This is a genomic window from Candidatus Avelusimicrobium faecicola (genome assembly GCA_900540405.1).
Classification (GTDB): Bacteria; Elusimicrobiota; Elusimicrobia; order Elusimicrobiales; family Elusimicrobiaceae; genus Avelusimicrobium; species Avelusimicrobium faecicola.
On sequence record UQFW01000026.1, the window covers coordinates 1 to 21422 of the forward strand.

Annotated in this window: 20 protein-coding genes; 10 read left to right on the plus strand and 10 right to left on the minus strand. The window is 50.1% G+C overall.

All coding sequences use genetic code 11. The features are described 5' to 3' along the window. The 4 genes from ACQY18_RS03660 to ACQY18_RS03675 all read right to left on the minus strand — a co-directional run. A partial coding sequence (locus ACQY18_RS03660; RefSeq protein WP_428038895.1) for a beta-ketoacyl synthase N-terminal-like domain-containing protein occupies positions 1–5168 on the minus strand: 5168 nt, incomplete at its 3' end. A gap of 316 nt (positions 5169–5484) precedes the next feature. Then, complete coding sequence (locus ACQY18_RS03665) at positions 5485–5919, minus strand: hypothetical protein (RefSeq protein WP_176778169.1); 435 nt, start codon at positions 5917–5919, stop codon at positions 5485–5487. Between the two features lie 46 nt (positions 5920–5965). Next, complete coding sequence (locus tag ACQY18_RS03670; protein WP_176778168.1) at positions 5966–6127, minus strand: hypothetical protein; 162 nt, start codon at positions 6125–6127, stop codon at positions 5966–5968. Positions 6128–6135: 8 nt separating this feature from the next. Next, positions 6136–6864 (minus strand): hypothetical protein, encoded by a 729-nt coding sequence (locus ACQY18_RS03675; protein ID WP_176778167.1) that lies wholly within the window; start codon positions 6862–6864, stop codon positions 6136–6138. Between the two features lie 118 nt (positions 6865–6982). On the opposite strand from ACQY18_RS03675, the gene gpmA reads away from it, so the two are divergent. Further along, positions 6983–7732 carry a 2,3-diphosphoglycerate-dependent phosphoglycerate mutase gene (gene gpmA, locus ACQY18_RS03680; protein ID WP_176778166.1) on the plus strand — a complete coding sequence of 250 codons (750 nt, stop codon included), beginning with the start codon at positions 6983–6985 and terminating at the stop codon, positions 7730–7732. A 76-nt stretch (positions 7733–7808) separates the two neighbouring features. Here gpmA and def read toward each other — a convergent pair whose 3' ends face one another. Further along, on the minus strand, positions 7809–8336 hold the full coding sequence (def, locus tag ACQY18_RS03685; protein WP_176778165.1) for a peptide deformylase: 528 nt from the start codon (positions 8334–8336) through the stop codon (positions 7809–7811). A gap of 32 nt (positions 8337–8368) precedes the next feature. After that, positions 8369–8848: a PTS sugar transporter subunit IIA gene (locus tag ACQY18_RS03690; protein WP_428038896.1), complete on the minus strand. Its 480-nt coding sequence runs from the start codon at positions 8846–8848 to the stop codon at positions 8369–8371. A gap of 98 nt (positions 8849–8946) precedes the next feature. On the opposite strand from ACQY18_RS03690, the gene ACQY18_RS03695 reads away from it, so the two are divergent. From ACQY18_RS03695 to ACQY18_RS03705, 3 genes are all read left to right on the plus strand, one after another. Further along, positions 8947–10446 (plus strand): TM0106 family RecB-like putative nuclease, encoded by a 1500-nt coding sequence (locus tag ACQY18_RS03695; protein WP_176778163.1) that lies wholly within the window; start codon positions 8947–8949, stop codon positions 10444–10446. Further along, complete coding sequence (locus ACQY18_RS03700) at positions 10421–11191, plus strand: inositol monophosphatase (RefSeq protein WP_176778162.1); 771 nt, start codon at positions 10421–10423, stop codon at positions 11189–11191. The genes ACQY18_RS03695 and ACQY18_RS03700 overlap by 26 nt, the downstream gene beginning before the upstream one ends. A gap of 138 nt (positions 11192–11329) precedes the next feature. Next, positions 11330–11740 carry a hypothetical protein gene (locus ACQY18_RS03705; RefSeq protein WP_176778161.1) on the plus strand — a complete coding sequence of 137 codons (411 nt, stop codon included), beginning with the start codon at positions 11330–11332 and terminating at the stop codon, positions 11738–11740. Positions 11741–11829: 89 nt separating this feature from the next. On the opposite strand, the gene ACQY18_RS03710 is transcribed toward ACQY18_RS03705, so the two are convergent. Genes ACQY18_RS03710 through rlmN form a run of 4 tightly spaced genes read right to left on the minus strand, consistent with a single transcriptional unit; the run spans position 11830 to position 15537 of the window. Further along, complete coding sequence (locus ACQY18_RS03710) at positions 11830–12351, minus strand: hypothetical protein (protein ID WP_176778160.1); 522 nt, start codon at positions 12349–12351, stop codon at positions 11830–11832. Between the two features lie 10 nt (positions 12352–12361). Beyond that, a complete protein-coding gene (gene queC / locus ACQY18_RS03715; protein ID WP_428038897.1) occupies positions 12362–14083 on the minus strand; it encodes a 7-cyano-7-deazaguanine synthase QueC in 1722 nt (573 codons plus the stop codon). Then, the gene (locus tag ACQY18_RS03720; RefSeq protein ID WP_428038898.1) at positions 14064–14504 is read right to left on the minus strand and encodes a hypothetical protein; all 441 of its coding nucleotides are present in this window, start codon (positions 14502–14504) and stop codon (positions 14064–14066) included. Before ACQY18_RS03720 ends, queC begins: the two co-directional genes overlap by 20 nt. Positions 14505–14517: 13 nt before the next feature. Beyond that, entirely contained in the window at positions 14518–15537 is a 1020-nt protein-coding gene (rlmN, locus tag ACQY18_RS03725; protein WP_428038899.1) for a 23S rRNA (adenine(2503)-C(2))-methyltransferase RlmN, read from the minus strand. A gap of 136 nt (positions 15538–15673) precedes the next feature. On the opposite strand from rlmN, the gene ACQY18_RS03730 reads away from it, so the two are divergent. The 6 genes from ACQY18_RS03730 to ACQY18_RS03755 are packed head-to-tail and all read left to right on the plus strand — an operon-like array spanning position 15674 to position 21081. Next, positions 15674–17161, plus strand: coding sequence for a hypothetical protein (locus tag ACQY18_RS03730; protein WP_428038900.1), 1488 nt, complete (start codon positions 15674–15676; stop codon positions 17159–17161). Positions 17162–17196: 35 nt separating this feature from the next. Further along, positions 17197–18468, plus strand: coding sequence for a phosphopyruvate hydratase (eno, locus tag ACQY18_RS03735; protein WP_428038901.1), 1272 nt, complete (start codon positions 17197–17199; stop codon positions 18466–18468). Then, the gene (locus ACQY18_RS03740; protein WP_428038902.1) at positions 18465–18773 is read left to right on the plus strand and encodes an FtsB family cell division protein; all 309 of its coding nucleotides are present in this window, start codon (positions 18465–18467) and stop codon (positions 18771–18773) included. The genes eno and ACQY18_RS03740 overlap by 4 nt, the downstream gene beginning before the upstream one ends. Before the next feature lie 7 nt (positions 18774–18780). Next, entirely contained in the window at positions 18781–19389 is a 609-nt protein-coding gene (locus ACQY18_RS03745; RefSeq protein ID WP_428038903.1) for an MBL fold metallo-hydrolase, read from the plus strand. Further along, complete coding sequence (gene lgt / locus ACQY18_RS03750) at positions 19389–20174, plus strand: prolipoprotein diacylglyceryl transferase (RefSeq protein ID WP_428038904.1); 786 nt, start codon at positions 19389–19391, stop codon at positions 20172–20174. Before ACQY18_RS03745 ends, lgt begins: the two co-directional genes overlap by 1 nt. After that, positions 20167–21081, plus strand: a complete 915-nt coding sequence (locus tag ACQY18_RS03755; protein ID WP_428038905.1) for an RluA family pseudouridine synthase — start codon at positions 20167–20169, stop codon at positions 21079–21081. Before lgt ends, ACQY18_RS03755 begins: the two co-directional genes overlap by 8 nt. Positions 21082–21422: the final 341 nt, after the last annotated feature.

Here is a 21422-nt window from a genome sequence, read left to right on the forward strand (position 1 = left end):
GCCGCAGGGGCCACTTGGGCCGCAGGAGCCGGGGCCGCCGCAGGGGCAGTTTCCACCGCAGGGGCCGCCGCCTGAACAGGGGCCGCGCCGTTTTCCGTATTGGCGTTAGCCATGGCGTACTTAATAATGGAGCGAATGGTCGGGTAGTCTTTCAACTGCACGCCTTCTTGTTTGGCGATATGGTACGTTTCGCGCATAATGGCAAACAGTTCGGCTTGTTTGACGGTATCAATACCCAAATCGGCTTCCATATCCAAATCTAAATCCAACATATCTTGCGGATAGCCGGTCTTTTCGGAAACGATATTTAAGATGTTCTTTTTCACATCTTCTTCGTTCAACGAAACCGCCGCTTTAGGAGCCGCAGGGGCCACTTGGGCCGCAGGAGCCGGGGCCGCCGCAGGGGCAGTTTCCACCGCAGGGGCCGCCGCTTGCACAGGGGCCGTATGGTGCATGGTTTTCACTTTATCTACAAACGCTTGCGAGCCTTCCATCACTAAAGAGGGTTTTACGCCGTGTTTATAGTTATCTTTCACGCGCAACGTGTTTTGCACCACTTCCAACACCGGGTTTTGCTGGCCGGAAATTTCTTTCAGCCACGCATCATGGCGGGCCGCATCAATAATGCGGGGTTCGTTTACATCCCACACTTTTTCTAACAGCGTCATGCCCAGCTGGGAGCCGAAACCGGCCGCCAAGCGCAACGCATATTTGAAGTTATAGTGGCCGCCTTTGCTAAGCGTAATGCCTTCCAGTTCGGGGTCGGCTTCCTTAAAGTTGGCAATCGGCGGAACGAGGCCCGTATTCAGGCAGTGTACGGCAATAGCGTCTTCCAAACCGGCACCCATGGAGTGGCCCGTAAAACCTTTGGTATTGCTGACAATTACCTTGCTTACATCCGCCCCGAAGGTGGATTTAAGCGCATAGGCTTCCGCACTGGCAGAGCCGCCGCGCGCAGGCGTGTAGGTTTCGTGAGAGATAAACACCAACTGTTTGGCAATATCCGCACGGGAAACACCGCTCTTGCGTTCGCCTTCGCTAACCAGGTCGTTCATTACTTGCGCCACATGGCCCACATCCAAGCGGGTGACGTGGAAACCGCTGTTGCGGATTTCGGTCGCCAACACTTTTGCCAACGGTTTCATACCGCGTTTGGCCACTTCGCCGGCTTCTTCCACCACCAAAGAGACCGCACCCATACCCACAATCATACCGTTGCGGCGGCGGTCAAACGGCAAGGCGGCTTTCGTCACGTCGGCTTCCGTAGTAGCGGCGCCGGAGGCTAAGAAAGCGGTTAAAATCCATTCGGACACATTATCATTGGTAATATCGTCCGCGCTGATGACAATAACTCTCTTGGCGCGGCCCAATTTAATCCAGTCCTGCGCCACGGCAATAGCCTGCGCGGTGGAGGCACAAGCCGCACTCATGGAAGTTGCCGGCCCGCGGGCACGAATCCACTGGCAGAAATGAGAGTGGGCAATAATAATGGTTTTTAAGATAAATTCAGACGTAAAAGCCATGGGTTCTACTTCTTTATCTTTGAAGTTTTCGTTATACCAGGCTTCAATTTCCGCCTTGAGGGCGGGGTCCGTAATTTGGGCAATAAATTTATCGCAGAACGCGCGCACTTCTTTAGCGGTTTTGTTGTTGAGCAATCCCGCCACACGTTTGGACAAATCGCCCATCATGCTGTTGGCCACCGGGAAAGCAGAGGTAAAAATAACCCCGGTATCGTCAATCATATCGGCAGGCAGGCCCCAGCGGTCCGGCAGATAACCGCCCGTAGAGGTAGGTTTATAATACAGCACCAGCGGGATGCCCGCATCTTTAAGGGCTAAAATACCGGCGGCAATAGCCAACTGGAAGGAGCGGTCCATAGAGCGCACCCATTTGGCAGGCAGGCCAAATTCTTTTTCCGCATCAAACGCACCGCCGCGCGCCGCCAATTTAATGGCTTGGCTGGGGGAGGTTAAGCGTTCAAAACGGTGGTTGCCGTCTTTGGATTTAATCACAAATTCTACATGTTTATCAATTTGTTTTTGTTGGATTTCCGCAGACACCGGCTCAATTAAGTTGCGGCCGGACAAAATTTCGTCCAACACGCCGTCGCGGAAAATGCGGTCCCAGCTGCCGGGGCCGCCGGCGGCAATACCGCTGATGACAATGTCTTTATCACAGCAGTTTTTGGCTTCGGCCAAGGCCGGAGCGGCCGCCGCGCAAGTAGCCGTGCAAGAAGAAGCACCCAATTCTTTTTCAACAGGGGTTGCCGTTCCGGTCACCCAGTTTACAAAAGCCGGGTTAAAGGTGGAGTGGTTGCCATACATATCGGTACCGGCCCAATCCAAGTGAATACCGGAAGAAATCAAATTGGCGAACAAGTCGTTAAATTCGCTAATGCCGCCTTTTTTGGGGTGGTTGGAAGCCAACACTTTAATATCTTTTTTATCCGATAACGTATTGGCGGCCAGGGCGGAAAGCACCCGTTTCGGGCCACATTCCACAAACAAACGCACGCCGGAATCGTAAGTGGTTTTAAGCTGTTTAATCCATTCCACCGAGTGGGAAATTTGCGTCACCATTAAATCTTTAATTTTTTCCGGGTCGGACGGATAAAACTCCGCCGTCACGTTGGTAGTAATAGGCATGGTGGGCGCATGGAAAGTAAGCGTATCCAAGAAAGCGCGGTACTGCGGCATAGCCGGGCGCACAATGGCAGAGTGGAACGCATGGGAAACCGGGATTTGCACCGCTTGAATACCCATATCGTTAAACATCTTAATTGCATCATCAATAGATTTGCTGGCACCCGCAATTACCGTTTGCGTGGGGCAGTTTTTGTTGGCTACGGCTACATAACCGTTAATGCGGGCCAATTCCGGCTCCACCCGTTCCACAGGCGCGGCGATAGAGGCCATTTTGCCGTTGTCTTCCACTTTAATTTCAGACATTACTTTCCCGCGCGTGCAGACGGCTTTTAAGCCGTTTTCAAAATCAAAAATACCGGCGGCCACCGCGGCGGCATATTCGCCCAAGCTATGCCCCATGACTACATCCGGCTTAATGCCAAAGGAGGAGAGCAAGCGCATCATGGCAATATCGGCCGTCAATACGGCGGGTTGGGTCATTTCCGTCTTTTTAATAGCGGCTTCGCGCTGGGCAATTTGTTCTTTGCTTTCGCCCGGTTTGCTCCACAAGGTTTCCGTCAGCGTTTGGCCGATAATGTGGGTTAACAAGCGGTCGGCTTCGTCAAAGGTATCTTGCACTACTTTATATTTGGCGGCCAGGTCTTTCATCATATCCACATATTGGGAGCCTTGGCCCGGGAACATAAAGCACACTTTGGGTTTAATTTCGGTAGGGGTAAACGGATAAATACCTTTCATTCTAAGGTATAAAGATTCTTTTTCCCATACGTCTTGCGTGGCAGAGATTTTTTTGAAAAATTCAATTTTTTCTTTTAATTTTTCGGGGGTTTCCACGTTAATCGTTACGGCAAATCTTTGCGGTTTGGCAATGTGGTTTTTATAAGAAATGCTGGGCAAGTAGGCCGGGTCATACTGAATGGCCATAACGGCTTTGTCCAAAATGTCCGAAAGTTCCTGTTTGGTGGGGGCGGAGAAGGTTAAAACGTCGCCTTGAATTTTTTCGCCCGGCACATGCAGGGTGTAAGAATTACTGCTGGTCATATTTACTTGCTCCTGTTTAGTAGGGGTTGCACCGGCCGCACAAACTTCGGGTTGCGCGGGTTGAATTAAAGAATCGTTCATTTCTTCCATAGCCACATGGAAGTTCGTTCCGCCGAAACCGAACGCGGAAACGTTGGCGCGGCGGATTTTGCCCGCAGGCCATTCTTGCGTTTTGGTAATTACGCGGAAAGGGCAGGTGGCCCAATCCACAATCGGGTTCGGGGTTTCAAAATTGATAGACGGCGGCAACACCTTATTATATAAGGCTAACGAGGTTTTAATTAATGCCGCAATACCGGCCGCCGCTTTGGCATGGCCGATTTGGCTTTTTACACTGCCCAAACCAATCGTGCCCGGTTTGGCATACGGGGCGAAAATTTCGTTTAAGGCGTTCAGCTCCGTGGCGTCCCCCACGCGGGTACCCGTACCGTGGGCTTCCAATAAACCCACTTCGCCGGGGTTGTAATCCACTTGTTCAAAGGCTTTTTCTACGGCTAATTTTTGGCCTTTGGGGTTGGGGGCGGTAATGCCTTTGCCTTTACCGTCGGAAGAAGCACCCACGGCGCGGATAACGGCATAAATGCGGTCGCCGTCTTTTACGGCATCGGACAGGCGTTTCAAAATAACCATACCGGCACCTTCCGCCATGACGAAACCGTTGGCGCGGGCATCAAACGGATAAGAGCCCGTTTCCGACAGCGCACCGATTTTGCAGAATTTGATAAACGCGGAAGGAGACATCATCTGGTCCACACCGCCGGCAATCGCCATATCAAAATTGCCCATGCGCAGCCCGTTGACGGCTTGGTCAATAGCGGCCAAAGAGGTGGCGCAAGCGGCGTCCACCGCAAAGTTGGTACCGTGCAAATCAAACACGTTGGCTACACGGCCCGGGATGACGTTGGCTAATTCGCCCGGCATGGAGTCTTCGTTAATCGGGGTGAAATGTTCCCGCACGCCTTCGTCCATTTCGTCAATCATTTTTTTGGCGTCCGCCGGGGCTAAATGTTTGTAAGTGGGAGTATTTTTCAAAATTTCATACAAGAACGGGCGGTTCAGGCGGGTGTTGGACATTTCGTTCTTCATACCGCCCATAGAGTTGCCGATAATGACCGCCGTGCGGTTATGGTCATAGGCTTTTTTATCGTAGCCGGCATCTTCCAACGCCATGCGGGTAGTTTCTATGGCCAGGTGTTGCACGGTATCCATCTGCTTGGCAATTTGCGGAGGAATACGGTATTTAATGGAATTAAATTTGAAAGACTGGGGAATAAAACCGCCGATTTTGGAATACGTCTTGTCTTCGGCTTTGTGGTCAGGGCTGTAAAAAAGGTTATAGTCCCAGTAGGACTTGGGAATTTCGGTAATGCAGTTTTTACCTTCTTGAATGTTCGTCCAGAATTCGTCTTTGTTCAACGCTCCGGGCATAATGGCGCCTATGCCTACAATGGCGATAGGTTCTAATTTTTTATTTTTCATTTGGTCTCCTAATCAATGGTTCCCACAAAATACTATATAGGTATATGATATTAAATTTTGGGGGTCCAAAACAAATTAAGAGCCGTTTTTTGCAACCGTTGTGCGGCAAAATCTAACTTGCCGTATTAAAATTTATGTTTTCAAAAGAGCAAAATGCGCGCGCGTTTTGTTGTTTTTGAGCGCTTGCCCGCCTGCAAAAAAGGTTGCTTTTCCATAATAAAAATGAAACGCCCCGGGCTCACGCCTGGGGTTTATTGTGAGCAATATTTATAAAAAACCCCGCCGGAAAGCGGGGCTTTTATAAAAACAGCGGCCGTTAGGCTTTCTTTTCTTCGTCCACTTTCATATTTTCCAATTCTTCAATCAGGCTTAACAAAGTGGGCTGCAGTTTGGTCACATATTCTTGTTCAAAGGTAGCCAAACGCTGTTCCAGGCGGGCCATTTGTTTGGCCATTTCGGCCATATTTTTTTCGTCCGCGGTGTTCATTTCTTCCAAGCGGTAATGCAAATCTTTCACCTTTTCTTTTAAGTCCGCCATTTCCAATGCGGAAGTGTTTTGCAAAGAGCTTAAAATAGAGGCACGCGGGGAAAAAGCCGACGGCTTGGAAACCGTCATCATGGTTAAATCTTCCACGGGGGAATCAAAATCCGTTTCATTCGCCAAAGCGGCGCGGTATTTTGCCGTAAACCAAAACAGCAAAACAAAGCTAACCACAAACCCGGCAGACCATAAAATTAATGTGTTTTCCATAAGTACATATATCATATCATATTTTACCGGTTGCTTTGAGTCTTTTTTATTTGCGGATTACCACAAAACAGGCCGCAAAAATAAGTGCATACAACGCAACCGAGGCGCAACTGCGCGCGAGCCCGTCAAAACCGGGCCCCCACAAAAACACCGCACCCGCCAACAACAAGCAGGCAACCACATTGATTGGACTAAATTTTAATTTCATACCTTATCCTATTTAATAACCGTACCCGTTTGCCCGGTTTGATAGTACACAATGCGGATTTCCACATTTTTGGCTTTAGCCAGGCGCACGGCATCCGGGTGCAATACACTGGCCCCGTTTAAGGCCAGTTTATACATTTCGTCAAAATCCAGCACTTCATAGCGTTGTGCTTTTACATCTTTATTGGGGTCGGCCGAATAAACGCCGTCCACATCTTTGACCATTTCCACATGGTCGGCCCCCAACTGGGCGGCCAAAAACACGGCGGACACATCACTCCCCCCGCGTTTTAAGGTGGTAATTTCCTTATTTTCCCCAATGCCCTGGAACCCCGCCACAATGGGCACGTTGCCGTGTTCAATTTCGCGGGCGAGCCTATCCCCGCGCAACGTCAAAATATCGGCCCCGGTGTGCGTGCAAGTGGTAATCAGGCCGATTTGGCTGCCCGTTAAAGATACCGCCGGAACGCCCACCGCCCTTAACGCGATAGACAAAAGCGCCACGCTTACGCGCTCGCCGGTGGTAATCAGCATATCCAATTCGCGCTTTTCCGGGTTGGGGGTAATGCTGTACGCATGGTCCAAAAGTACATCCGTTAAATTGCCGTTGGCGGAAGCTACCACCACCGGGATAAACCCCGCCGCATAGCGGGCTTTAATCAAGCCGGCGGCCTGGAGCAGTTTTTCTTTATTGGCCAGCGTATTGCCGCCGAATTTCATAATACAAATATGGTGCATAAAAAAATCCTTTTTTTATTATAGCAAAGTAAAAGCCGCCCAGACGGCCGGGCTTTTTTGGGTTAGCACCTTTACACCCGCATTCCAAAGAGTTATGATTATTTTAGCAGGAGGTTTTATGGTAAAAAAATTAGTTCTTTTACGCCACGGGCAAAGTGAATGGAATTTGGAAAACCGCTTTACCGGGTGGACGGATGTAGACTTAACCGCCAAAGGCCGGGAAGAAGCCTTCGCCGCCGGGAAACTGATGTTAAAGTCCGGCTTGGTATTTGATAAGGCGTTTACTTCTTACTTAACCCGCGCGATTAAAACCTTAAATTTAGCGTTGGAAGCCATGGACCAGTTATGGCTCCCGGTAGAAAAAACCTGGCGCTTAAATGAAAAACATTACGGCGCTTTGCAAGGCTTAAACAAGGCCGATACGGCCGCCAAATACGGTGCCGAACAGGTGCTTTTATGGCGCCGCGCCTATGACGTGCGCCCGCCCGCATTGACGGCGGACGACCCGCGCCACCCGCGTTTTGAAGCGCGCTACCGGGGTATTGCGGAAGGGACACTGCCGGCGACGGAATCCCTGAAAGACTGCATTGGGCGGTTAATCCCGTATTGGGAAAATACCATTGTGCCCGCCTTAACGCAAAACGACCGCATTTTAATCGCCGCACACGGCAACAGCCTGCGGGGCGTTGTCAAAATACTTAAAAACATCCCGGACGATAAAATCGTGGGGCTGAATATCCCCACCGGGGCGCCCTATGTGTTTGAGTTGGACGAAGACTTAAACCTGATAAAAGATTATTACTTGGGTGACCCGGACGAAATCGCCCGCCGCGCGCAAGCGGTGGCGGACCAAGCCAAAGCCAAATAATCCGTACGCAAAGCTACCAGCAAAAAGCGCCGCCCGGAAAATTCCCGGCGGCGCAATTTTTATGTCCGTAAAAAACTTAATTCCAATCTTTGCGCAGTTTTTTAATGGCTTTTTTAAGTTCCGGTTTTAAGGCGGGGTCCACCAAATCAATAAACAGTTTGCCGTCTAAATGGTCCACCTCGTGCTGGAACGCCTTGGCTAACAGGCCGCGCCCGCGAATGGTTTGTTCTTGTCCGTTTTCGTCCAAGCAAGTAATAGTCACGTCCGTCGCGCGCACCACTTCCGCCCATAAACCGGGCAGAGAAAGGCAGCCTTCTTCTTCCAACTTACTGCCCTGTTTGGCAATAATCTGCGGGTTGATAATGACGTAGCGTTTGTAGGCGTTTTCGTCTTTTTTGGTAGGAGCGGGCAGTAAAATAACCGCCAAACGGTACGGCAGGCCGATTTGGTTGGCCGCCAAACCCACACCGCGCACGGCCAGGCAGGTTTCTTCCATATCCTTTAACAGCATAGGCAACTGCGGGGCCAGTTGGTTGTAATCAACCGGTTTTAATTTTTGGCGCAAAATATCGTCGCCGTATTTTACAATTTTAAGTATGGCCATACTTCTATTTTATCATATTGGGGAACGCCCGTTTAAGGCCGCGGCTTAAAATGCGCCAAAATATCTTGCGGCATTTGAAGTTGGGCCAGTTCGTCCATAAATTCCGGCTTGAAAGTTTGGGCCAACGCGGCTAAAATTTGCAAATGCCGTTGGAAAAACTCCGGCTTGGACGGAGATAAAAACAAAAACATTACTTTAATGGCGTGGTGCGGATTAACCGGGTCTGGCAACGGGGTAGGAAATACCGCCAAAGCGGCCTTAAAATCCGCAATTTCCTCTAGCCGCGCGTGCGGAATGGACAGGCCGGTATCCAGGGTGGTGCTGATGCCTTCTTCCCGGCGCAGGACTTCCCGCAAAACTTCCTCCGGGCCTAAGGCAGGCTCCGCTTGGCAAATCAGCTCCACCAACCGGCGGATGACCGCCTGTTTGGTCTGCCCCGGCGGCACAATGTATATTTGCGCGGGCGAAAGTAAGGCTCTTAAATCCAATGTATTTGTCTTTTTTGCTGGCATATTATTGAAATTTTATGCTACCAAATATCCCCCCGCATTGGCAAGCCGGGCAAAAAGCGTTTCCAGTATACCCCAAAAAGATATAAAATAAAAATAAGATGTTAGATACTTTATATAATACCCTATCCGCGGGGCGCACGCCCGGCAAGCAAGATTTTAACGCCTCCAAAATGTTTTCTTTATTGGAAGACCCTTTTGGAATTTGGTGCTTTTTCCACGCGCCTAAAGAAGAATCCGTCAACGAAATCAACCGTTACGAAAACTTAAAAGTCCGCACGGACCGCAACGCGCGCGACGCTTGGATTAAAGAAGAATTCCCGGATGTGGTATTTATCAGCGGAGAAACCGACGCGGAGCGTTTCAAAAACACCTTAAAAGCCATGCTGGAAGGCAAAAACGCTATTGCCAACGCCGTTTTGTGGAACTTGCCCGATAACGTATACGGCAGTATCAACCTGTTGGTAAAAGACGGCGGTGCTAAAAGCAAACTGGGGAATTTTTATTATCATATTTTTCAATTTAAGCGCGCCCATGACCTTAAAGAACATTACGCCCTGCAAGTAAGTTTATTAAACCGCATTTTGGGTTGTGTGCAGGGGTTCACGCCGTACAATACGCGCGTTTTTCTAAAAGATAAAACGGTGGATGTGGACTACCGCGACCACGAAGAACGCCTGGGGCAAGAACTGGCGTTCTGGCGCTTAATCCGCGACGGAAAAGCCCGTCCGGAAGCCCACAAACCGCCCAAAGCGGCAAACTCCCCCTGGCGCGTATATGCCAACAAAACGGTGGCGGCCGAAAAAAACCTGCTGATGTTGCCGGCCCTCAGTGCGGAAATGCGCCAAGCCCTTAAAATAAACGGTATGTTCACGACCGACGACGTCGCCCATGCGGATTTGGATTTCCTAAAAACTTTTTTAGACGAGCCTTACGCCTCGGACGCTTATTATAACTCGTTGGCGTACTTGCACAACAAGCCTGTTTTGCGCGAGGCCGGGCACTTTCCGCCCCCCCTTAAAAAGCGCAACTTGTATTTTGATTTTGAGGCCACGGAAACGTTCACCAAAAACAGCGTTTCGTTTGTTTACTTAATTGGTATTTGGGATAAAGAAGAAAACAAATACGTCAGTTTTGTAGCCAAAACGCCGGAAGAAGAAATCAAAATTTTTGAACAATTTTACGATTATGTAAAAGATTTTGAAAACACCGCCCTGTACCATTGGACGGAATACGAAGTGAAAAAAATGCGCAATTTGGCCCACACCCACCCGCAAGATGCGGACAAGTTAAACGCCTTATGCCAAATCTGCTACGACTTAAAAGTAGCCGTCAATAAACAGTTTTATTTGCCGGCGCCCAGTTTTTCCTTAAAAGCGGCGGCCCCGGCGTTCGGTTTCCACTGGCGGCAGGACGATTGCGGCGCCATGGACAGCATGGTTTATTTTACCAACTGGCTGAAAACCGGCAACGACGATTTACTTAAAAAAGTGCTGATGTACAACGAAGACGATTGTGTGGCCATGTTGTATTTGGAAGACAAACTAAAAACAGCAGAAGTATTGGATTTTAAGCATGAAAAAAGAACTCCAAACGCTTAAACTGGCGTTAGAAACCGCCGGGCGCGCCGTACGGCGGCGCTTCGGCAAAGTGGGCTACCGCCTGAAAGGGGAAGCCAACTTGGTCACGGATGCGGACTTAGCCAGCCAAAAGGCCGTTATCGGCGTGATTAAAAAGGCGTTCCCGGAGCATGATTTTTGGGGCGAAGAAAACGCCCGCAAAAAAACCGGCTCCCCTTATACCTGGGTGGTGGACCCCATTGACGGCACCACCAATTTTGCGCACACCTTCCCGCAGTGCAGTATTTCTATTGCGCTTTTTTATAAAAACCAGGTGGTAGCCGGCGGCGTGTATAACGCCATTACGGACGAAATGTTCCTGGCCGCCAAAGGCAAAGGGGCCACCTTAAACGGCAAAAAAATTCACGTTTCCAAAGTAAAAAAACTGCACGAGGCCCTGCTGGTGACGGGCTTTCCGTACAACCGCAAAGAAATTATGCCGGAACTTTTGGCCCGCTTTGAACGCTTTTTATGCGCCTGCCACGACGTGCGCCGCCTGGGCTCCGCCGCGCTGGATTTATGTTGGGTGGCGGCCGGGCGTTTGGACGGCTACTGGGAGCAAAACCTAAACCCGTGGGACGTGGCCGCCGGAACGCTTATTTTAACCGAGGCAGGCGGCAAAGTGACCGATTTTTCCGGCAAGAAATACGCCAAAATGGAAGATTTCGGCCGCACGATAGCCGCCTCCAACGGGGCTATTCAAAAAGAGTTATTAAGCCATTTATAAGCGTAATCCGCTTTTTATTTACGCACACTCCGCCCGCCGAAACCGGGCGGATTTTTTTATTTCCCAACGCCCCGGAATGTGTGATATAATTTATTGTTAGCTGATGTTTTTGCACACTTAGATAAAGGGGTTTACACCATGGCTATTAAAGTAATAAAACAATACAGCGTATTTTTGATGAACGAACCGGGCGCACTTAAAAAATTTGCCGAACTTTTTGTGCAGGAAAAAGTAAACATTATTGCTATTTCGCAAGACGTCCGTTATGATGCCGCCGTTGTGCGTATTGCCGTAAAATATAACGAAGAAATCAGCCACGCACTTACTAAAGCCGGGTTTACCAGTGTAAAGACGGACGCTATCTGCCTGGAAACCGAAGACCGCGAGGGCATTGCCCGCGATATTGGGGACGTGCTGTTTAAGCAAGGCATTAACATTACCACCATTTACGGGGCCTCCACCGAAAAGGGAATGAGCCGTTGGATTGTGGTAGTCAGCGATATTACCAAAGCCCTCAATGCGTTGGAATCCAGCGGATTATTTAATTAAATTTTAACGCAGATTACTTAATTAATTTTTAGCCAGGATAGCCCAAAAAAGCCCCGCATTTTACGGGGCTTTTTCTTTTATCAAATGACTTAACGCAACCTCAACCGGGCCGCTTTCAGCTCTTGTTTCCACGCTTTGCGCGCCAGCTTGTGTTTGCGCTCCGCCGCGCCGGAAAGCAAATCTTCCACCTGTTGGGCCTTTATCTCCGGCCAGCGGGCTTCTTCCTGCGCCAACTTTTGGTTCCAGCGGTCCAAATTGGCCTGTTCCTCTGCCAGGCGCGCTTTCATGCCCGCCAGGCCCTTATCCATCCCCTCACTTACCACCGCGTACAACTGCGCTTTAACGGCCGGTTTTTCTTGGGCGGATGCCTTGCGGTATTTTTTGACTAATTTGCGGATTTGCTTGCGCCGCTTTTTGAACGCTTTTTTGGCTTGGCGGCGGCTTTCAAACACCGCCTGCGGGGCCGTTTGGGCCGGGGCTTGGGCCTTGGGGGCGCTGTCCGCCGGTAAACTGCACTCGGCCGGGGCGCCGCCGTCCGCCTCTTTTAATTCCTGGGCAAACAGCGTGCCTGCAAAACCCAACAAAACCACCGCCAAAAAAGCGTTTTTCATAAAACCGCTCCTAATCTAAAGACGTATCATGCACGCCCGCTTCGGCAAAGCCTTTGGCGCGCAATTTGCAGGAATCACAATGCCCGCACGGTTTTTTGCCGCCGGCATAGCAACTCCACGTCAGTTCAAACGGTACTTTTAATTTGGCCCCCAAACGCACAATATCCGTTTTGGATAAATCCATCAGCGGGGCCAGAACTTCTATGCCTTCCCGCACGCCGCGTTTGGTCCCCCGGTTTAACGCCTCGCCCGCCGCCTTAAAAAAAGCAGGGGTGCAATCCGGGTAGCCGGAAAAATCCACCGCGTTGGGGCCGGCAATAATGGCATCGGCTTCCACCGCGTCCAACAGGGAGCCCGCAATAGACAAAAACATCAGGTTGCGGCCCGGCACATACGTTGACGGAATCCCCTCTTTCGGGATGTCCTCCAACGCCACATCCGGCAGTTTTTGGTTTTTATCCACCAAAGAACAGCAGGAAAGCCACGGCAAATTCAGCGTAATCAAATGGTGTTTAACGCCCAAATTGCGGGTAATCATCTGTGCGGCCAAAACCTCTCTGTCGTGGCGTTGCCCGTAAGAAACGGTCAAGGCTTCACATTCGTAGCCTTTATCCAACGCCCAATACAAACAGGTGGTAGAATCCAACCCGCCGGAAAAAAGCACAATGGCTTTTTTCTTGCGTCTGCCCGCAAGCGGAATTTTAGTAATATCCGCGGCCGGCTTGGAGGCAACCTCCCGCTCCGGCGCCACGGTGTTTTGCTCGGCCGGGGCCTGGGGTTCCTGCAAAAGCTGGTCCACCGGGTCCAAAACCGGAGCCAGCGTTTCCCGGGTTTCTGCCGGGCGGAGCGGCCTTTCCGATTTTTGGAAGGTTTCCATTAATTCTTTTTCTTCTTCTTTTACGGTTTTCAAAAATCCGCTGAAAAAGCCCCTCAACTTACTGCTGCTCTTGGTAGAAGTAGCGGCGGAGTCTTCCTTCGGCGCCTGCGGCTGGTTGACCGCATCCAAAGACGGCATTACTACCGCATCTTCCGGGGAGGCCTCGGCGGCGTTCTGTTGCCCGTAGGCAAAACAGGCGGCATAGTCTTCGCCCTCTGCAAATTGGAAAGTAGGAATAATAGGTAGTCCGTTTACACGCAAAGCAATCGCCGCATCTTCCTTGGCGGTTTTGGGGCCGTGTTTGATAAACTCCACATACCGCAACGTATTTTTTACATCATTTACGGCCAGCTCGGCATTACCGAAGCCCTGTAAAAAATCTTTTAAGGCGCTGACACACAAAAAGTCTTCGGCATCATCTTTATTGGCAAACAACGCACTGGGCACCAAAAGCACATCCCGGCTGAGCCCCTTTAACAAAGCCGCCAATTCATAAAAGTTGCAAAACCCGCCCATAAAAATTTGGCTGGCTTGCCGCGCGCCGAACAGCGCCTTTGTGCCGGCGGTCGTCACCACCAAAGCCGGGGTGCCGGCATCCGCCTTGGAAGCCGCATACGGGGAGTTGTCTTCATGGGCAAAGCCTTGCGGGAAGTCCAATTCGGAATAGACGGTAAACTGCGGGTTTTTCTCCTTAAACGCTACCGCTTTGGATACATCTTCAAATACCCGCACATCCCGCTTGCCGCGTTGCAACAGTTGGCAAATGGTGGTAGCACTGCGCAGTACATCCACTACCACAATGTTATCCGTCCAAACCTTACATTCTTCTTTGGTTTTAGCTATTAGTACGTTCATTCAAAATCCCCAATACTTCAAAATCTTCAATGGCTTTTTGGTCTTGCGGAGTTAAATTATCCACATATTTAATGGCGTAAATAATTAACGTCACTTTCGGTACGGAAGCACCGTCTTCCGCGCTGTTATACTGCCCCAAAAACATGGCATCCGCCCCTTTGGAAGCTACAAATTTTCTGCCCCGCTCTATGCCGCGGCGCAGGGAATCGCGGTCCGGGTCCACATTTTTAATGCGCAGTAAGCCCAAATTGCCGTACGGACGGGTGATTTGGTCCCGGCCGGAAACCACTTCCACTTTTTGGGTTTTATTCGCCGGGAAATCCGGCCCTATGGGTATCCAATCCATATTCACATGGTTATCCAGCGTAGCGCAACCGCACAACACCGCGGCAAGCGCACCTAAAAAAAGACTTTTTTTCATACTATTTCCCCTTTTATTTATTAGCGGCCAACTGCCCGCAGGCGGCCAGAACGTCGTTGCCCATACTTTTGCGGATAGTGACCCCGATGCCCATGGCCTTTACGGCGGCGGCAAAATCTTTTACTACTTTATCATCCGTCTTCATACCGCGGCCCAAATTGCAGGCAATCAGATTGACATGGATTAAGTAATTGTCTTTAATGCCGTAAATCCATTTGGCCAGTTTACGGATATGCTCCGGCCGGCTGTTGACGTTTTCCAAAACGGCATATTCTAAAAATACTTGGCGGCCCGTCATGGCGATATATTCTTCCACCGCTTTTTGCAATTCTTCCAAATTAAAACGGCGGTTGACGGGCATTAATTTACTGCGTTCTGCATCGTCTGCATTGTGCAGGGAAACCGCCAAATTGGCCTGCGGCAAATCCACCGCCAGCTTGTGCAGTTTATCGGCAATGCCGGCCGTAGAAATGGAAATATGCCGCGCGCCGATATTCAAATAATCCGGGTTGGATAACGTCTGCGCCGCTTTTACCACATTTAAGTAATTGAGTAGCGGCTCCCCCATGCCCATAAATACCACGCTGGAAATCCGCTCGCCCAGTTTTTCTTTGCGCACATATTGGTACCACATTAAAACTTGGTCGGCAATTTCTTCATCCGTCAAATCCCGGCGGAAACCCATTTTGCCCGTACTGCAAAAAGAACAGTGCAGTGGGCAACCCACCTGGCTGGAAACGCACACGCTCCAAGTATCCTGCGGTTTGAGCAGTACGGTTTCTATTTGGCGGCCGTCTTGCAGGGTGAGCAGGGCTTTGGCGGCTTTATCCGCCTTGGAAAACACCATTTTGCTTACTTTGAAACTTAAAATGGGGTATTTTTCAGCCAAATCCTGGCGGATTTGCGCCGGCAGAGAGGTGGCCTCCTCCCAAGACGTAATACCGTGTTTATAGACGGCATCCCTTACTTGGGCGATACGGAAATTCGGCAATCCGGCCGATTTTATATATTCTTTGACAGATTCAAAATTCATGGGTTTCTTTCCTATTATAGGGTTTCTATCTATTTTAGCATTTTAGAGCCGTAAAATCAGTTTAGAAGCCTTTATTTTATATTAGTTTTGCCGGAAAGATGAAAAAAAGGCTTTATTTTAGTATAATACCTGCACGATGACCCAAGAAATTAAATTTAGCACAGCCGGTTTTAGAACCATTACCGCAGACGGAATGACTGCCCAATCCGTCCAGCGTTTAGCTTACGGGATTTCCGAACATATTTTGGAACATCCTTTTTACGGATTTGAAGGTACAGGTTATAAAAAACACTGCCAGGACCGGGGCAAAAAGCCCAAAAAACCGCTCGTATTTATCGGGCACGATACCCGCTTTTTATCCCGCCAGTTTGCGGCCGTAGCGGCCAATGCCCTGGTGCAGAGCGGGATTACCGTTCAGTTGGCGGAACTGCCCCTTCCTACCCCGGTAGCGGAATGGACTGTATTAAACGAATGTGCCGTCGGGGCCATCGTAGTCACCGGCAGTGAAAGCGAATACTATGTAAACGGGATTAAGTGGATTTCTTATTACGGCGGTATTGCCAATAACGAAATCGTCAGCGATATTGAACGCCGTATTCCCTCCCCCTCTGCCCAAATTTTGAAAGCCTCCTCAACGGAGTTTAATTACATCAACGCCGCCGCCTGCATTACCAAGGATTTACGCAAGGATTATATTGCCCACTTGGAAAAACTGCTGGACGTAAAGGCGCTGAAAAAATCCAAACTTAAAATTGCGGTGGACCCGTTATTCGGCACGGCTAAAAACTATTTCCGCCCGGTGCTGGAAAAATACGGCATTACCGTAGAAGGCATCCACGAAAATACGGATGTGTTGTTCGGCGGTAAAGTGCCCAACGCCGGCCCGGTCAGCTTGGAAGAGCTTAAAAAACTGGTGACTTCCAAAAAAATGCACTTGGGGATTGCCTGCAACCCGGATTGCGATAAATTCGGCATTATTGATGCGGACGGCACTTGGGTTTCCCCCAACGAAATTATCCCCATGCTCTTAGACCACATTGTGCGCAACAAACAAAAAAAGGGCCGCGTATGCCGCAGTGTAATTACGTCTAACCTGTTTGACCAAGTAGCCAAAGCCCACGGGCTAATGCTACGCGAAACCCCGGTAGGGTTTAAGTACATTACGGAACTGATGACCACCGGGCAGTATTTAATGGGTATGGAAGAATCCGGCGGGATTGCGCTGGCAAACCATATTCCCGATAAAGACGGCCTGCTCGCCTGCTTTTTAATTGTGGATATGCTGGCAGTGGAAGGCAAAACCTTAAAACAGTTGCGCAACGCTTTTTATAAAAAATACAAACCGTTGTATGACCAAAAAGTAAGTATGCCCAAAACGGAAACGGAAATTAACCGTATTATGGAGCGGTTGGACATAAAACCGCCGCTTTCCATTAATAAAACTTCCGTTTGGCGTATTGACTCCACGGACGGATTTAAGTTTATTCTGAAAGGCGGCAGTTGGTTGGCCATCCGTCCGTCCAGTACCGAGCGGCTCATCCGTTTGTATGCAGAATCCCCGGATGAAAAAATACCCGCCGCTTTGATTAAAGAAGGCAAAAGAATTATAGACAGCATTATATAACCCCGGTTGTTCCTAAGCAACCGGAGGGGGTGAAAATGACTCGTATAAAAAAAATTACAGCCAGAGAAATTTTAGATTCCCGCGGCTTCCCCACGGTTGCGGCAGATGTGTATTTAGATGACGGCACCGTAGGTACCGCGGCCGTTCCCAGCGGCGCTTCCACCGGCTCACACGAAGCGTTGGAACTGCGTGACGGCGGCGCGCGCTACAACGGCAAAGGCGTATTAAAAGCCGTGGCCAATGTGGATAAAATTTCCCAGCATTTGGCCGGTATGAACCCGTTTGACATCCGCCTGATTGACGACAGCCTGATTGCCATGGACGGCACGGAAAACAAAAGCAATTTGGGTGCCAATGCCATGTTGGCGGTTTCCATGGCGGTTTTGCGGGCCGGGTGCCACCAAGCCAAACTGCCGCTTTACGAACATCTGCGCCGCGTGTATGAACTGCCCGCCGAGGGCTATTTGTTGCCTACCCCCATGCTCAACATTATTAACGGCGGCAAACACGCGGATTCCGGCCTGGACGTGCAGGAATTTATGATTGTGCCCCAGCACGCGCCCAACTTTAGCGAGGCCCTGCGCGCCGCGTGCGAAACGTACCACGCCTTAAAAACCCTGCTCAAAGAACAAGGCATGGTTATTGCCGTGGGGGATGAGGGCGGATTTGCGCCGAAAATTGCCAAGCACGAGGACGTTTTCAAAACCATTTTGAGCGCCGCCCAAAAAGCGGGCCACCCGGATATGGCCCTGGCCACGGATTGTGCCGCCAGCGAATTTTACAAAGACGGGCAGTATCACTTTGAAAAATCCGCCTATACTTCCTCCCAAATGACGGATATTTATGCCCATTGGTGCCAAAACTATCCGCTCGTTTCCATAGAAGACCCCTTGCAAGAGGACGATTGGGCCGGGTGGCAGCACATTACGCAAAAACTGGGCAGTAAAATCAACCTGGTAGGGGATGACTTGTTCGTCACCAACCCGGCACGCTTGCAAAAAGGCATTGAACAAAAAGCGGCCAACTCTATTTTAATTAAGCTCAACCAAATCGGTACGGTTTCGGAAACGGTGGACGTGATGTTAAAGGCCCACCAAGCCGGCTACTCCACCATTGTTTCCCACCGCTCCGGCGAAACGGAAGACAGCTTTATTGCCGATTTGGCCGTAGCCACCAACGCAGGCGCTATTAAAACCGGCGCACCGGCCCGCGCGGAACGGACCGCCAAATACAACCGCTTACTGCAAATAGAGGCGGAATTGGGTGCCAAAGCGGCTTACGCCAAGGACAACGTGTTTAAGAAATGATTTCCCGCCGCGCTAAAACACCTATCCAACAACAAAAAAAGAAACTACTGCTGTGGTGCATCAGCATTGCAGCAGTGGTTTTGGTTATTTTCGGCGGAAGTTTTTTCAATTTAGTACACAATAAACTGGAATTAAAAAAACTCAACAAACAAACCGTCCAACTGGAAAAAGACTTTCAGGCGCTCTCGGCGGAGTTGGAGCTGTTGCAAAAACAAGACCCGGTTTATTTAGAAAAACTGGCCCGCACCCGCTACCACATGACAAAACCCGGGGAAACGGAATTCCGTTTTCAGCCGGAAAAATGAGGATTTTATGAATATAGAAGTAATCCATTTAGGCCCCATGGCAAACTGCACCTACCTGGTGACACAAGACGAAAACGCCCTGCTGATTGACCCCGCCTGGGATATGAACGCCCTGGAGCAAACCTTAAAAGCCAAAAAGCTAAACCTATTGGCCGTATTGTTTACCCACGGACACTTTGACCACGTCAAAACCGCCGAAACTTTACTAAAGGCCCACGGTTTGCGCGCTTATATAGAAGAAAACGACGTGCTGTTAAGCGGCTTACCCGGAGAGGTACTGCAACCCTACCGCGGGGAGCAAAACCTGCAAATCGGGCCGTTTAAGGTGCATATTATCCCCACGCCGGGCCATACGGCAGGCGGCGTGTGCATTTTAATCGGGGATGCCCTTTTTACCGGGGATACCCTTTTCCCGGGGGCGTGTGGCCGGGTGGACTTGCCGTCTTCCGACCCGCGCGAAATGCGCAAAAGTTTGTACCGGCTTTCCCAACTGCCGGACGATACCCAAATTTTTGCCGGGCACAGCTACGGGGGAAAATCGGGCTCGTTCATCAGCTATGAACGCCAAACAAACCCCTTTATGCGTAATGCCATTAAAGATAAGGATATTTTATAATGCACCCCATATTACTGAAAATAGGCTCTTTTGAACTGGCCAGCTACGGCGTGATGACTGCGCTGGGCTACGCGGCGGCCTCGTGGTATTTGGTACGCCGTTTACAAGCGGTTAAGTTGGATAAAGATACTTTTTGGAACATTATTTTTATCGCCTTTCTAGGGGCGTTAATCGGCAGTAAACTGCTTTACATTATTCTTTCGTGGCCGCTGTTGGGCGATACGTTTACCGCTAAAATAGCCAATATCTTCCAAAATTTCCGCTATGGGTTTGTGTTTTTCGGCGGGATGATTTTGTCCGTGGCCTCTTTATATGCGTACCTGAAAAAGAAACGCCTGCCCATTTTGCCGACGGCGGATTTCTTAATTACGGCCCTGCCGCTCGGGCATGCCCTGGGGCGCATTGGCTGTTTTTTGGCCGGGTGTTGCTACGGCAAACCCACCACGCTGCCGTGGGGCGTGGTATTTACCAACCCGGATACGCTGGTTCCCGTCCAATTACAGGGGGTGCCGCTTCATCCTACCCAACTGTACGAAACGGCGTGCAATTTGCTTTTGTTCTTTTACCTGCACAAGGCGTATCAAAAAAAACATACGGCGGGCAGTATTTTAATCCGCTACATTATCGGATACAGCGCTATCCGCTTTGTAATAGAATTTTTCCGCGGGGATTACCGCGGTGCATTTATATTGGGGCTGTCGCCGTCGCAGGCATTAGCGGTTTGCGCCGTGGTGCTTGCCGCGGCGGTGTATGCCCTGTTTATTAAGGAAACAAAACATGGCTGAAAAAAAGACTCTCATTTTTGACGGATATTCCCGCCGCTTGGATATTTATGTGTGCGACGAGCTGGAAACTTTCCCCCGCGCCTTGGTGCAACGGATGATTAAGGACGGCAAAGTGACCGTAAACGGCAAACAGGTAAAGCCTTCCTGGCCGCTTACGCCCGGCGAAAAAGTGGAAATTGAAATGCCCTCCGCCGCCAAAACCAAAATTCAACTGAAAGATTTGCTCATTCATGATGACGAAGATTTTTTTGTAATTGCCAAACCGGCCGGGTTGTTGGTTCACCCGCAAAGCCCGGTGTGGGAAACCAACCCGCAGGCGGTCTTTTCGTTTGAAGAAACACTGGTATCCGTCATTTTGGCTACTCCCCCCGCCGGGTTTGATACTTCCACCCCCCGCGCCGGGTTGGTACACCGCCTAGACCGCGAAACCAGCGGGGTCATGGTAATTGCCAAAAACGCGATTTTTCAAAACTGTATGACGGAACTTTTTGCCAACCGCCTAGTCCGCAAGACGTATTATTCTATTGCCTGCGGAGAAATCCCGGACGACGAGGGCGTGATTAATGTGCCTATCGGGCGTGTGGCGGGCGGAAAAATTAAAGCCTCCGATATGGGGCGCGAAGCCATTACGGAATACAAAGTATTGGAACGCAAAAACGGTTTTACCCGCGTGCAGTTGCACCCCGTCACGGGGCGCACCAACCAGTTGCGTGTGCATTTAAGTTGGCTGGGCTACCCGGTACTGGGGGACTGGCTGTATAAAGGGGCCACGGCCGACAGGCTGATGCTCCACTCCCGCCGGGTGGAGTTTGCCCACCCGTACACTGGGGAGCCTTTACAGTTTGAAGCGCCTGTTCCGCCGGATTTTACCGCCGCGTGGGAACGGGTAAGCACCGCCAAAAAATAAAATCTAAACCGCGCTGAAAAGTGCGGTTTTTTGTGCATAAAAATCCTCCGACGGAGGGCTAGCTCAAAATAACTATTTTTTTAGGTGGACGGATGCGCAGATAAAGAGTATCCTTTAATTAAGCAGTACCAAGGGGGGAAGCGGAGATATGGGGATATTTCCGCTGACAAACAGGGGGATATGTAAAAAGGAAATATCAGCTTAATCACAGGGGACAAACTAATATTTTCTTTTTGCGTAAGGGCTCCGCACACCGCGGAGCCCTTTTTTATTTTTTAAGGATATTTTTTGAGTAGCCTTTTTCCGCATGCGTTTAATTTTTATTGGTTTTTACTTATTTT